The organism is Paenibacillus sp. RC84, assembly GCF_041260495.1.
Classification (GTDB): domain Bacteria; phylum Bacillota; class Bacilli; order Paenibacillales; family NBRC-103111; genus Paenibacillus_F.
On the sequence record NZ_JBGBYL010000004.1, the window covers coordinates 332,446 to 345,202 of the forward strand.

The following is a 12,757-nucleotide window of genomic DNA, read 5'->3' on the forward strand; positions in this document are numbered from 1 at the left end:
TAAAATAATTAATGACATTAATTGAATCGAACCGTTCGGCCGGAATCACGATCAGACAACGGGCCGCTTCTGTTTGCGCAGCGAGTCGAGCAGTTCCGGTCCCGCGTGCAGGTTATCGCGGACCAGGTCTCGCGGAGTCAGCGCCATCCATTGGTTAAGCGAGACGTCCGCGAACCGGTCGCTTTTGAACATTTCCAGAAACCAGACGGTCTCTTCGCCCGTGTTCTGGATATAGTGGCCGTAGGCGAACGGGACGTAGCCGACATCGCCCGCCCGGTAGTCGAAAGTGCGGGCGGAGCCGTTCCCGCCGAAGACGGTCATCCGCGCCTGGCCGGACAGGTAGTACTGCCATTCGTCCTGGTTGGGGTGCCAGTGCAGCTCGCGCATGGCGCCGGGCTTCAGTTCGACCAGGGCGGCGGCAACTGTTACGGAGACGGGGAAGTTGGAGGAATCCACGACCCGCACGCTGCCCCCGGGCATGACGGTCGGCGTTTGCGCAAGAAGCCTGTGCTTGAAGCTCCGGGGAATTGCGCCGTAGGGGGACTCGATTTCCTGGGAGGCAATAGAGCCGGGAACTTTGTCCTGGAAAATATATACCTGCCCGGACGGTATGTTCTCGAAAGCGCTCTCGTCCACCCCGAAATTAGCCGCGAGAACGTCCGGGGGCGTGTGGGCGAACCAGTCCGAGATGGAAAAGGTGTTGAGATCGGAAAAGCTCCCGTCGTCGAAGACGAGCAGAAATTCGCACCCTTCCTCCAGCCCCTGGATGGAATGGGGAATGCCCGGCGGGAAATACCACAGGTCGCCTTCGCCCACATCGTCGATGAAATTGCGGCCTTTCTCGTCCACCGCCGTAATTCTCGCTTTTCCCGTCAGCATGTACGCCCACTCGGCCTGCTGGTGCCAGTGCAGCTCGCGCACGCCGCCGGGGGTCAGACGCATATCGACGCCTGCAAGCGTCTTGGCGACGGGAAGCTCGCGGACCGTAACTTCACGGGACCAGCCGCCGTGGTTCAGCTGCATGTGAGTATCCGAGAACGAGAATTTCATGTTCGGGATCAGACCCGCATCGGTAGCGGGGGGGACTAGCATGTTCGGATTTTCCAGATCGCGCAAAATATCGCGCGGACCGGGGTCGGTGGCTCCCGCGCCGTCGGCCCGGATGGGCTGGGGGATTTGAAGCTCTTCTTTTACCGGCTTGCTCATGACATCCGCTCCTTCGTTCAGGCGAGGAAGTATCTCGCCAAGTTTATCAAGCCTATACATATGCGGCACCGTTTGTCCGTTAGTTATGTAAAATCGCCACGGGATTGCCCTATATGGCGGAAGCCGTTGGGCTGCGGGGTTGCAAAAGAAGCGGAAATTTCCTACAATGAACACAAAAGTTTATTGATAATGATTCTCAATTATAAGATCGAAAGGGGGAAGCGCTTATGTCGTCGGCCATACAAATCGATAGGATGCATGATTATTTCGACCGTTTTTCCGAGCATATGGAGGGGCAAATTTCCGGCAGCGGCGGGGAGCGAACGCTTCTGCTTTCTCCGAGACTGGGAGAGGGGACTCTGACCCGGATTCCCATTAGAACGGGTATGGAAATTGTCATTTCGGATTTCGAATTAATCCGTGATCTTAAAGTGCAGGTTCACGGGTCTTACAGCCTGTTCGAGCTGAACTATTGTCTGGAAGGGGACATTTACTGCGCCTGGGAAGGAAACGAGCTGCAAACCGGCAGTCTCAGCGGCAATGTCTTTTTTATGGAGAATATGAACGTGTACATGGAGAAAAAAGGCGGCGTCCGCAACCGGACGCTGGAAATCCGGCTGCATCCCGAGCTGCTGCTCCGCTGTGCGAGAGGGCCCGAAGAGACGGAGCAGATCCGTCATCTGCTCTCGCGCAGCCGGGGCAGGATCGGAAGGTTTACGGATACCCCGCTTATCCGGCAGGGGGTCCGGGATCTTTTACAGTCCGGACGTCTGGGGAGCATGCGCAGATGGTACGCGGAAAGTAAAGCGATGGAGCTGATCGCGCTGATCAGTCAGCCGGAAGACGGCGTTAAGGAAGCTGCGGGGATCAGCCTGACACCGGACGACCGGAACCGCCTGGCGGAGGCGAGAAGGCACGTGCTGGACCGGCTGGATAGTCCGCCGTCTATCCCGGAGCTGGCACAGCTGTGCGGAGTCAATGAACACAAGTTAAAAAAAGGCTTTCGCTCGTTGTTCGGCACGACCGTTTATGAACTGGTACGCAGAGAGCGGATGAAGAGAGCGGCCGAATATATGGACCGGGGAATGAATGTGAGCGAAGCGGCCGTTCAGCTCGGTTATGCGAACATGAGCAATTTCACGGCCGCGTTCCGGAAACAGTTCGGTTTGAATCCGGGGCAATATCTTAAACAAGCCAATCATGAACGAGTCCGTTTGTGAGGCTAAAAGTGCCCGTAACGATCTCCTTGCCCCTGCGGCAAAGGAGATTTTTTTGTCGCGCCGCTCCTTCAACAGGCAGAATTGCTTCGCCGGCAGGTAGCGGGCTTTTCCGGACTTGAACGATAATAAAAAACGTACGAATATCGTTCGACCGGGAAAGGAGACAAAGTCTATGAAAAAACGGTTTCTGCTTATTTTTTTGACCGTGCTGGCCGCTATGACTTCAATCGCGACGTTTAATCCGATCCTCGGGCTGTTGGCCAGAAGTATGGGACTGAGTGAAATCCAGACCGGCAGTCTGGTATCGGTAACGGGCTTGTTCTGGATCACGGGGACCTTCTTATGGGCAAAATGGGCGCGAACGGGCCGGAAGCTGGTGATGATTACGGCCCTGCTCGGTTATATTGTGACCCTGGCGGCGTTTGCCGTCCTATCCGACCTCGCCCGCAGCGGGGAACCTGACCCCGCCCGGCTCTACATTCAACTGCTGTTCCTGCGCGCGGCCGGAGGTTTCTTCTTCGGAGCGATTCCCGCTATGGCGCAGAGCTATCTCATGGAGTGGACGACGGCGGAAAACCGCGCTTCCGGAATGGCGCTGTTCGGAGGGGCGAACGGGCTCGGCTTCGTCCTCGGACCCGCGCTCGGCGCCCTGCTGACGCCTGTCGGTCTCACGGCGCCGATGTACGCTTCCGCCGTGCTGCTGACACTGACGGCGGCCGCATTCTGGCTGATGATTCCCGGCGGCCGGCCGGCGGTTGCAAGTACCCGCGCCGGCAAGCTGTCCGCCGCCGACCCGAGAATTTCGCTGTACCTGGCAATCGGGCTGACCTTGTCCATCGTCATGATTATTCTTCAGGTGACCTGCGGCATTTTCATCCAGGACCGCTTGTCCGTCACTTCCGAGGCCGCCGCGCGGTACATCGGCCTCGGACTTTCGTCGGCCGGGGTGCTCGTTGTCGCCATCCAGCTGCTGATCGGCCGCTATCTGAAATGGCCGACGGGCAGGCTCCTCAAGATCGGCCTGTCGTCCCTGTGCGCAGCCTTTCTGCTGTTTCTGCTCTGGCCCGCGATGTACCTGCTTGTTTTCCTCCTGTTCGGCATCGGCATCGGGTTTACGCTTCCCGGTTACATTACGGCGGCATCGCTCGCGGTCACAGAGGAGGAGCAGCCGTCCGTCGCTTCTTTCACGGCGGCGGTGCAAGGCGTCGGCTCGTTTGCGGGACCGTTGACGGGAACGCTGCTCTACTCCCTGCACACATCGGCGCCTTATGCCGTCTGTGCGCTGCTGACAGCCGTGTTTGTCCTGGCTGTGTGGACCCGGCCCCGCCCGGGCGCTTTCCGCCAAGCTGCTTCCGCTCCGCCCGGCCGGACCCCTTAAAGGTTCACGCTTAGGCAGCCCGTTCCTCTAATCCCGTCCTTACCGCCACCGGCTGTTAGAAATGCCGCCGCCGGTTATGGTACAATCACGTAGCCGGACGAGACGGCAATTATACAAGCTGAAATAGAGGTGCCCTATGCCGAATATGATTCTCCTAAACGATCAGGTAAGTCCTGAAATCAAAGCGAGTATAGCCGGAGCGGAAGAATATCCGGAAATTGAGCGGCTGATGGTGGAGACCGCGAAATGGCTGCGGAGCAAAGGATCGACCCAGTGGTCGGGACTGCTGTCGGGCAGTGACGATCACGATATGGCGGGGGCCCTGGAACGCCAAGAGGTAGTTGTGTTCAAAGCAGCGGAAGGCACCCTTCTGGCGTGCGCGATTCTCCAGCAGGAAGCGGAAGACTGGGACCGCAAATTATGGCGGCTGGACCCCGGGGAGTCCGGCACGGCAATTTATCTTCACCGGCTGACCGTTAACCGCGGGCAAGCGGGCAGAAGTCTCGGCAAAACGGTGATGGACTGGATCCGGCAGGAAATGTCGTTTCCGGGCAAAGACCGGATTCGTCTGGACTGTATCGGCAGCAACGAGACCTTAAACGCCTTTTACAAAACGTGCGGCTACACGTATATCGGCGAGTCGGACGGATTCAGCCTGTACGAAAATAGGCTGCCCGTGCGCTGAATATCTGCTTTCGTTCCCGTCCTCCAAGAGGGCGGGAGCTTTTTTATTTCACGTTCCGGCCTGCTGCGAAAGCCTATTGACAAATGGAAAAAACTTGCTTATCCTGATATTGACTGAATTAGTCAATCATAAATTATAGCAGTGTGCACGATTTGATTTTTTTTTTGCAGAGAAATTGACTGAACTAATCAATCAAAATAAAGGAGCGAAAATGATGAACACGTATGAGACCGGGAATCGCGAGAAAAGAAAAGCGCTTGTAATCGGCGGGAGCATAGGGGGACTGTTAACCGCAAGAGTGCTCGCGGATTTTTATGATGAGGTGCTTGTGATCGACAAAGACGAATTTCCCGGGGAACCCGCCGACCGTTCCGGGACGCCGCAAGGCTACCATCCTCATCGTTTTACGCCGCGCGGGAAGACGATTGTCGAGCGTTTTTTCCCCGGCTACGAGGAGGATCTGCTTCAACTGGGCGCGCTGTCTTCACTGAACAAAACCGTGACGAACACGAACGAGTACGGAACGATCAGCGGCCCTTACCAGCGCAATGACCTCAAGTTCAGCAGAGCTCTCCTGGAGTGGGTGATCCGCGAGCGGGTGAAACGTATCCCGCAGGTGTCTTTTCTGCCAGGCCATGAGGCGGTTCAGCTTATGAGCACCCCGGACTGGAAGAAAGTGACGGGCGCGGTTATACGGGGAAGGAGCAGCGGCGGAGAGGAGAAGCCCTGTCAGGCGGATCTCGTTGTCGATACGGGCGGACGGCTGTCCAAGCTGACTAAGTGGCTGGAAGTTATGGGGCTGGAAGTGCCCGCCTCCGATTATTTGAACGTAGAGCTCGGTTACAGTACCCGCAGGTACCGGGTGCCGGCCGCTAAGGAACATCTGGTCAAGGAGTGGGATGTGATTAATATTGCCGGGCAGCCGGCTAAAGGATCGTTTACGGGTGTGTTGTCCTTCATCGAAAATAACGTGGCGGAAATGCTGCTGTACCGCCCGGGAGGACAATACCCGCCAACGAAAGAAGACGAATACGAAAAGGCGGCCGAGAATCTCCCCGACTCGGACATCGCGGAAATTCTCGGAGAGCTGGAACCGGCCGCGTCTCCGAGAGGATTCCGCGTGCCGCAGCTGTACCGCCGGCATTTCGAGCAGATGACGGACTGGCCCGCGGGGCTGCTTGTTCTCGGCGACGCCTACTGCATTTACGATCCGATTTTCGGGCAGGGGATGACGGTGGCGGCCATCGAAGCGGAGACCCTTGAAGCCTGCCTGCGGAAGCAGAGTCTGGCGCCGGCGCCTTCTCCCGCCTTCGAACGCAACGTGCTGCGCCGTCTTCAGGATGTGATTGAGCCGGCCTGGTGGTTAAACTGCGCGGCCGACCTGCGCTGGGAAGGCGTGACGTATTCGGGCGCCGCGCCCCTGAAAGGAATCGAGTTCGGGCGGAGATACATGAATCTGGTGCTGAAATACGCGACCGGGGAAAAGAATATGAAATTTTTCGGGCTGTACTGGGCCGTCAATACGCTTGCCCTGCCGCCGGGTCATCTGTTCCATCCGGACATGGTGCGGGAGGTGCTGTCTTCCTCCGAGGAAGGCAGAAGGCTGCTTGACGAGCTTCTTCCGGAGGGCTCCGGTTCCCTGGCCGCCGTACTGGAAGAGATCATCCCGGCGTTTTCCGAAACGGCTTACGAAACGGTCTGAAAGGATGATATAATTTGGGCATCAGCACGTGAAGTGGAGGATTACAGTGGCACCATTAAACGATCAGCAGTTAAATCAGATACGGGATGAACGCAGAATACAAATTATGGGGGCCGCGCTTCGCGTTTTTGCGAGAAGGGGAATCATCGGCACGAAAATGAGCATGATCGCCGCGGAGGCCGGAATCAGTCACGGTCTGCTCTACCATTACTTTACTTCGAAAGAAGAGTTGTTTACTACGCTTGTCCAAGGCGCAATGGAAGCTTCGCAAGAAGCCATGAAGGAAGTTTACCTGCTTCCGGGTACGCCGCTTGATAAAATCAGGAGATTATCCGAAGAGATGCTGGATAAGAGCGGCGCGCCTTATTATCTGCTCATTCATCAGGCTCGGACTTCGGAGGGAGTACCGGATAAGGTAAATCAGCTCATGCGGGATTACTCCTTGGATTCGTACGTGGAGCAGCTGCTGCCGCTGTTCCGGGAAGGGCAGGAACGGGGGGAGCTGGATGCCGGCGATACGGAGGAAATGATTGCGTCTTACGTTTCCGTATTGTCGGGACTTATGGTGGTGACGGCCGACGGGAACGATGATTACCGGGTTCCCCCGGTGGATCGTCTGCTAAGGATGATAACGAAGCGGTAAGAGCGTCACTGGCGCAGCTGCGCCCTTTTAGGGACGGCGAATTTCTTGCAATGCCGCTTAAGCTGTGGCTGACTGCCGGAAGCGGCGCGTTTTATAAAGGGCTCTCGTCCGGGAAACCGGCGGGAGCTTTTTGCGCGGGCTGGGCTGCTCATGATTAAGCGGAAAAGTAATAATTTACAAATTCTTCAAACAGGAAAAAGAGGAATAGGGCGCCGGACGGCCGAATAGGTTCAGAGTAAGGAGGCCTTCCTTTTTTAAAAGTTAAAGCGCTTTAACTTATTAGGATTCCAAGGAGGAATTAACTTGCAAACGAAACGATCGGTATCCGTACGTAAACGGGTGAAATCATGTATGAATGCTGCTTTAAGTGTCGGTTTGGCGGGCACACTTCTGCTCACGTCCGTCTTGTTGCCCGGGAACGCTCTTGCGGACTCGAATCCGGCACAAGGAGAAGCATACGCAGCGCCGGCGAACTCCCACGACTCGAACTTTTCTCCGTCCACCCTTCAATTTTTAAAATCGAAGACCGGTCTGGACGGGGAGCAGTGGGACAACATTATGAAACTGGTGAACAAAGCCGAACAAGACTCGCTGAAATGGACCGAATACTACGGGTACTGCGAAGACATTGACGATGACCGCGGTTATACGATCGGTATTTTCGGGGCGACGACAGGGGGTCCCAACGATACGGGTCCGGACGGACCGGCGCTGTTCAAGGAATATGATGCCGTAAAAGGAGCTTCAAACCCATCCGTGGAAGGCGGCCTTGCCCGGATCGGAGCTCACGGCTCCATGAAAGGATCGATCCTGAAAATTACCGACAGCGAGAAGGTTTTCTGCGGCAAAATCAAAGGTCTGGAGGACGATCCGGCCTGGAGGGAAGCCATGTGGCACACGTTCTATAACGTGTATATCAAATACAGCGTCGAACAGGCGCGCAAGCGCGGATTTAATTCGGCTCTGACGATCGGATCTTTTGTGGATACGGCTTTGAATCAAGGGGCCGAGGGAGACTCGGGAAGTCTGGCGGGCATTCTGGCCAAATCCGGCAGCAGCACGAACGAGAAAACATTTATGACGAACTTCTATGCCAAACGTACGCTGGTAGTGGACACGAACGAATACAACCAGCCTCCCAACGGCAAAAACCGGGTGAAACAGTGGAGTTCGCTTCTTAACACGGGAGAAACGGATTTGAAAGATGCGGATGCGGCGGTTAAGAAAGCAACGAACTGGATCATGAAGTAAACGCAAAAAAAGCGGCGCATGCAGCCGAGCTTGGAGACAAGGTTCCTTCCGGAACCGGGTCTCCGGGCTTTTTTTATGGGCTAAGTGCCTTGAATTCATCCAAGTTGGCTTCTCACAAGCCGTGCATGAGTTTTCGGGAACGGGTATGCCGTTCACTTACGGAGGCGGGCAAACAGCCGCCGATGCGTCAGCAGACTCCGGTTCTGTTCAGCCGAAAAATCCGATCAGCATGATCCCGGCGGTTATCACCAGGGAGCTTAGGATCCGCAGCGTGCCCTGTTTTTCCTTCAGGACGAAAATACCGAGCAGGGTGGCGAATACGGTTCCGATTTCGCGGACGGGCGACACATGTGCGACCGGCGCATAGGCGAGCGCGAGCAAAAACAGCAGGTAGGAGCCTGTATTTAAGACGGCGCCGAGCACAATCCGCTTCCCGTTGAGCTTCCATTCGGAAGAGAGCTGCCGGGACGACAGGACCGCGGGAGTTAATCCGGCGGCGAAGCCGATATTGGTTACCTCGAGCAGGGTAAGGGCGGAAACGTGCTGTAAGTTGATTTTATCTACAAGTACGTAGGAAGTCGTACATAAGCCGACACCCAAGGCCATCAGCACGGGAGCCGGCGAGAATCCTTCTCCGTGTCCGGCGGATTTGCGCGTCAGCAGACCGCTGAGCATAACGAAGCCGATAATCATGCAGAGAAGTCCGATCCAGCCGGGAACGGACAGAGTTTCGCCGAGAAAAGCGACGCCGAATGCCGGAATGAGCAGGGTGTTGGTGCCCCTCATGATCGGATATACTTGGGACAAATCTCCCATCTGATATGTACGGGATAGCAGGAGTCCGTAGACAGCCTGGAGCCCGGCAGAGGACAGAAGCAGAAGCCAGGCCCCGCTACCAAGCGATGCGGAACCTATTTCCTGGATGAACGGGGGAAAAAGGGAAACGGCGGCGATCATGGCGATGCACCACAAAAAAACGCTCTTGTTGCGGCTGCTTTTGGCAAACAGGCTCCAGATTGAATGAGTGAGGCCCGAAAGTACGACGAGTAAAAAGGCAAGAAGGATCATGGAATCATCTCCGTAGCTGTCATCCGCCCGGCGAATTTGGTTGGGCATTCTTTGTTGCCGGGCGACGTTGTTGTAAAATGTGTTATTGCGATGTTTTATGTGGTTTTGAATGTAATTGTATGCTTCTATCACCGAGGTGTCAATGTGAAAAACAAACGAGACAACAGCTTGGGTTCTTCCGGTCGAATGTGCCGAAAACATGAATAATCACTTGTAAATCCGATGCGATACGGAAGGTTGACAGAAGAGAGACCAGCTTTTACACTGTAGAAAAACAACATCATTCAACATGTGAAATGGAAATAGTTGTTGCTGGAGGCCGCTTATGTCCTTGACTTATGAAGACAGAAGGAACACGATCTTAAAGCAGTTGGACATGGAAGGAAAAGTACAGGTTCACCTGCTTTCCGCCGAATTTAACGTCTCGACGGAAACGGTCCGCAGGGATTTGGATCGTCTGGAGAAAGAAGGCAAGCTGCGCAAAGTTTACGGCGGTGCCGTTAAAGTGAGGTCCGACCGGGTTGAGCCGCCGTTTCTTAAGCGCGCACAGATGATGCAGCGGGAGAAAGTTTCCATCGGCAAACTGGCGGCTTCGCTGATCGGCGAAGGAGAGACTGTCATTCTGGATAACGGGACGACGACGATCGAAATTTTGCGTCATCTCCAGAACCGTCCCGACGTGACGTTGATCACGCATTCCGTGCCGATATTAGCCGCTGCGATGGATACGTTTGCGGGCAAAATCATTTTTGCCGGAGGCGAAATCAATCGGCATTATCAGGCCGCAACCGGCGCTTTGACGGATCGGCTGCTCGATCAGTTTAAGGTGAACAAAGCTTTTATCTCGGTCGGAGGGATATCGCTGGTCGACGGCATTACCGATTATCATCTGGACGAAGCCGTTCTGTCTCGGAAAATTATGCAGCGGGCGGAGGAGTCCATTCTCGTGGCGGACCACACCAAATTCGGCGTGACGACCTTTGCCCGTGTGTCCAAGCTGGAGGAAGTTTCGATGGTGATTACGGATTCGGGGTGTCCGCGGGACTGGATCGACAGTGTGGAGGCGCTCGGAATCGAAATGCGGATAAGTTCATAAGAAGCGGCACGAACGTAATTCGGATCGGATAACGGTCCAATCGGAAAAGACAGGAGCGAATAAGCTCCTGTCTTTTTGGTCGTTCAGGCGGCTTCCTTCGCCGTTTGCTCCGCTCTTTTCCTCGCCAGAGGGGGAAGAACGAGCAGGTAATACAAGCCTAGAGCCAATTCGGCCGCTCCCACGACATAGAAAATGGATTCGACGGACATGTGCGCCGGAAAGGCGTAGGCGATCCATGCCTGCATAGCTGTGAATGTCAGCATCATAATCGGCTGAATAAGCGCTTGAACCCGGCCCATCATACGGGCTTCGGTCACCTGGGCAAGCCAGCCGAAGAACGCGACGTTGCACAGCGGGATAGACAAAGCGTACAGCAGATACAGCGCCATGAACGTCACTGTATCCGCGGCCAGCGCCTGCAGGAGATGGGTAACGGCGCTCAGGAAGAAGCTGGCGATGATCATGCCGTACAGCGGGATTTTTTTGGCCAGCCGGACGGAAACGATACTGCCGATCAGCATCCCGGCACCGAGCACGGCAGTCATCCCGATCTGCAGTGATTCGTAAGTATCCGGGGCCAGCTTGTACTTGAGGCTGAACAGGTACATGACGCTGCCGCCTCCGTTAGCCAGTCCGAGAATAAGGATGCCGGCAAGAAGCGAAAGCACGATGGAGTGACGCCGGACGTAATGGAGACCGCCGGCGAAGTCTTGACCCACTTGTTTGAGTTTCAGCGTCCGCCAGGACGCGGGCCCGTTAGGCTGACGCACTTCCTGAGGAATATTGCAGCGCATGATAAGCAGGGCGGAAATCACAAAGCTGACCATGTCGATCGCAACCGATCCGAGGATTCCGGAGTACCAGTAGCTCACCGCCCCCAGGCTGGTGCCAAGCAGAACGAAGGCGCTCATCAGCATCTGATTCATCCCCATTGCCGCAGGCATTTGCGCCGGATCAAGGACGCCCCGCACCAAGGCCGCATTCGCCGGATGAAACATTTTGCTGACGGCGCTTCGGATGAACAGAACGGCGAAAACGAGAGGCATCCACCCCCATGCTATAGCGCCTAACAGCAGCAGGCTCAGCCCGGCATTGACGGCATCGCAGCTTACCGCGATTTTTTGCCGGTCGAAACGGTCCGCCGCAACGCCGGTCAAGAAGAAGAGAAACAGGGTGGGGAGGGAGTACATCATTTCCGTCAGGGTCGCGTAGGCCGGCTGCGTGCTGAATTTATCCAGCATGTAAAAAGCGAATGCCGTCAGCCCGGTAACCGAGCCGATTTGCGACAGAAGCTGCGCACCGAAAAGGTAGGCATAATTGCGGTTTTTGAACAGGCCGAGCAGAGTATCCGTTTGCATAATTCGGGCTCCTCTTTTTTCCAGGGTGAGTGATGGTTATAAAATAGCACATATAGTTCAATGAAACAAGAACTAAATTATAAGTCTGTAAAATTAGAACATAATTTAAAATGTTGAAATCCGAAACCGTTGGGATAAGTCTGCCGGATGTGGTAATCTTATCGTATCGAAGTTTGCGAGAGGGGTTTGAAGTGAAAATGACCTACGAGATCGAAACCGCGTTCTCACCGGTTCACGAATGTCTGCTCAGTTTCCTTTTATATAAACGAAGACAGAACATCAAATATTTGTACGTCGGACCTTCCTGGCACCAGCAGATTCGGGATATTATGGAGCCTGCTTATCTAGATAAGCTGGACGCGCTGGACGATCTTACGTTCGTCGATCTGCTCTCGGTGCTGGTCGATCAGTGCCCGGACGCAACTTCTATGGAGATTTTCCTGGAATGGATAAGCACGCTTTCGGCGGGTGAGCTGTACGAGCGGCTCGCTTCCTATATGGCGGACGGAAAGAACCCCGTCTGGCTCCATTTGGGAGAGCAAAGAGATTTGTTCACGGAGCTGCTCTCGGTCTGGCAGGAGAAGTATATGGACCGGTGGACGGGCATGGATGCTCTAAGAGAAGGAGCCCGGGAGGTAGAAGAGGCGGTGCGCACAGGCAAGAAGGCGGAGGATATCGTGGATGCTTTCGTGACCGGAATGCGGATCGAACTGACCGCGATCCGGAAAGTTCACTTGATCCCGGCGTATCATTTCCGGCCTCTGCATACGTTTGCCGTCTTCAAAGACAAAATCAATATTTTGTACCCGCATGATATAGAGAAACCCGATATCTTTACTGTTTCCGCTGCCGCCAAAGCTCTATCCGACGAGAAAAGGCTGGAGATTCTGAAGCTTTTATCCGTTCAAAGAAGATCGTTCACAGACATCTCGAAAGAGATCGGCGGGGCAAAAGGCAACGTTCATCACCATCTCATGACCCTTCGAATGGCAGGGCTTGTCAGTGTCCATCTAACCGACGATGCCACTTTCCTGGCCTTAAGGCCGGGGCTGTCGGAGAGATTGAAGCATCAACTGGATCATGTTTTAAAGGGCTGATCCGGCATCCCGCCAAAAAACACGTAAATCGATCAGATAATGAGCCGAAGACG

At 55.1% G+C, this 12,757-nt stretch carries 11 protein-coding genes; 8 read left to right on the forward strand and 3 right to left on the reverse strand.

Going from position 1 to position 12,757, the window contains the following annotated elements; genetic code table 11:
- Positions 1 to 51 precede the first annotated feature (51 nt).
- On the reverse strand, positions 52 to 1,206 hold the full coding sequence (locus ABH899_RS11765) for an oxalate decarboxylase family bicupin (RefSeq protein ID WP_369996298.1): 1,155 nt from the start codon (positions 1,204 to 1,206) through the stop codon (positions 52 to 54).
- 227 nt (positions 1,207 to 1,433) lie between these two features.
- Here ABH899_RS11765 and ABH899_RS11770 point away from each other — a divergent pair, with 227 nt between their 5' ends.
- The 6 genes from ABH899_RS11770 (at position 1,434) to ABH899_RS11795 (ending at position 8,085) form a co-directional block, all read left to right on the forward strand.
- On the forward strand, positions 1,434 to 2,426 hold the full coding sequence (locus ABH899_RS11770; RefSeq protein ID WP_369996300.1) for a helix-turn-helix transcriptional regulator: 993 nt from the start codon (positions 1,434 to 1,436) through the stop codon (positions 2,424 to 2,426).
- Positions 2,427 to 2,598: 172 nt separating this feature from the next.
- Positions 2,599 to 3,804, forward strand: a complete 1,206-nt coding sequence (locus tag ABH899_RS11775) for an MFS transporter (RefSeq protein ID WP_369996301.1) — start codon at positions 2,599 to 2,601, stop codon at positions 3,802 to 3,804.
- Between the two features lie 136 nt (positions 3,805 to 3,940).
- Entirely contained in the window at positions 3,941 to 4,489 is a 549-nt protein-coding gene (locus ABH899_RS11780; protein WP_218230272.1) for a GNAT family N-acetyltransferase, read from the forward strand.
- A 211-nt stretch (positions 4,490 to 4,700) separates the two neighbouring features.
- The gene (locus tag ABH899_RS11785) at positions 4,701 to 6,191 is read left to right on the forward strand and encodes an FAD-dependent oxidoreductase (RefSeq protein WP_369996303.1); all 1,491 of its coding nucleotides are present in this window, start codon (positions 4,701 to 4,703) and stop codon (positions 6,189 to 6,191) included.
- Between the two features lie 46 nt (positions 6,192 to 6,237).
- Positions 6,238 to 6,834, forward strand: a complete 597-nt coding sequence (locus ABH899_RS11790) for a TetR/AcrR family transcriptional regulator (protein ID WP_369996304.1) — start codon at positions 6,238 to 6,240, stop codon at positions 6,832 to 6,834.
- 303 nt (positions 6,835 to 7,137) lie between these two features.
- Complete coding sequence (locus ABH899_RS11795) at positions 7,138 to 8,085, forward strand: chitosanase (RefSeq protein ID WP_369996305.1); 948 nt, start codon at positions 7,138 to 7,140, stop codon at positions 8,083 to 8,085.
- A 207-nt stretch (positions 8,086 to 8,292) separates the two neighbouring features.
- On the opposite strand, the gene ABH899_RS11800 is transcribed toward ABH899_RS11795, so the two are convergent.
- Positions 8,293 to 9,153: an EamA family transporter gene (locus tag ABH899_RS11800; protein ID WP_369996307.1), complete on the reverse strand. Its 861-nt coding sequence runs from the start codon at positions 9,151 to 9,153 to the stop codon at positions 8,293 to 8,295.
- Positions 9,154 to 9,478: 325 nt separating this feature from the next.
- Here ABH899_RS11800 and ABH899_RS11805 point away from each other — a divergent pair, with 325 nt between their 5' ends.
- Positions 9,479 to 10,249 (forward strand): DeoR/GlpR family DNA-binding transcription regulator, encoded by a 771-nt coding sequence (locus ABH899_RS11805; RefSeq protein ID WP_369996309.1) that lies wholly within the window; start codon positions 9,479 to 9,481, stop codon positions 10,247 to 10,249.
- An 83-nt stretch (positions 10,250 to 10,332) separates the two neighbouring features.
- On the opposite strand, the gene ABH899_RS11810 is transcribed toward ABH899_RS11805, so the two are convergent.
- Positions 10,333 to 11,607 carry an MFS transporter gene (locus ABH899_RS11810; protein ID WP_369996310.1) on the reverse strand — a complete coding sequence of 425 codons (1,275 nt, stop codon included), beginning with the start codon at positions 11,605 to 11,607 and terminating at the stop codon, positions 10,333 to 10,335.
- 197 nt (positions 11,608 to 11,804) lie between these two features.
- On the opposite strand from ABH899_RS11810, the gene ABH899_RS11815 reads away from it, so the two are divergent.
- A complete protein-coding gene (locus ABH899_RS11815) occupies positions 11,805 to 12,704 on the forward strand; it encodes a winged helix-turn-helix domain-containing protein (protein WP_369996498.1) in 900 nt (299 codons plus the stop codon).
- The last annotated feature ends 53 nt before the right edge of the window (positions 12,705 to 12,757 follow it).

Bases quoted from the DNA above. Each gene is read 5' to 3' on its own strand.
- ABH899_RS11765 (WP_369996298.1), bottom strand. From the start codon at position 1,206: ATGAGCAAGCCGGTAAAAGAAGAGCTTCAAATCCCCCAGCCCATCCGG.
- ABH899_RS11770 (WP_369996300.1), top strand. From the start codon at position 1,434: ATGTCGTCGGCCATACAAATCGATAGGATGCATGATTATTTCGACCGT.
- ABH899_RS11775 (WP_369996301.1), top strand. From the start codon at position 2,599: ATGAAAAAACGGTTTCTGCTTATTTTTTTGACCGTGCTGGCCGCTATG.
- ABH899_RS11780 (WP_218230272.1), top strand. From the start codon at position 3,941: ATGCCGAATATGATTCTCCTAAACGATCAGGTAAGTCCTGAAATCAAA.
- ABH899_RS11785 (WP_369996303.1), top strand. From the start codon at position 4,701: ATGATGAACACGTATGAGACCGGGAATCGCGAGAAAAGAAAAGCGCTT.
- ABH899_RS11800 (WP_369996307.1), bottom strand. From the start codon at position 9,153: ATGATCCTTCTTGCCTTTTTACTCGTCGTACTTTCGGGCCTCACTCAT.
- ABH899_RS11805 (WP_369996309.1), top strand. From the start codon at position 9,479: ATGTCCTTGACTTATGAAGACAGAAGGAACACGATCTTAAAGCAGTTG.
- ABH899_RS11810 (WP_369996310.1), bottom strand. From the start codon at position 11,607: ATGCAAACGGATACTCTGCTCGGCCTGTTCAAAAACCGCAATTATGCC.
- ABH899_RS11815 (WP_369996498.1), top strand. From the start codon at position 11,805: ATGACCTACGAGATCGAAACCGCGTTCTCACCGGTTCACGAATGTCTG.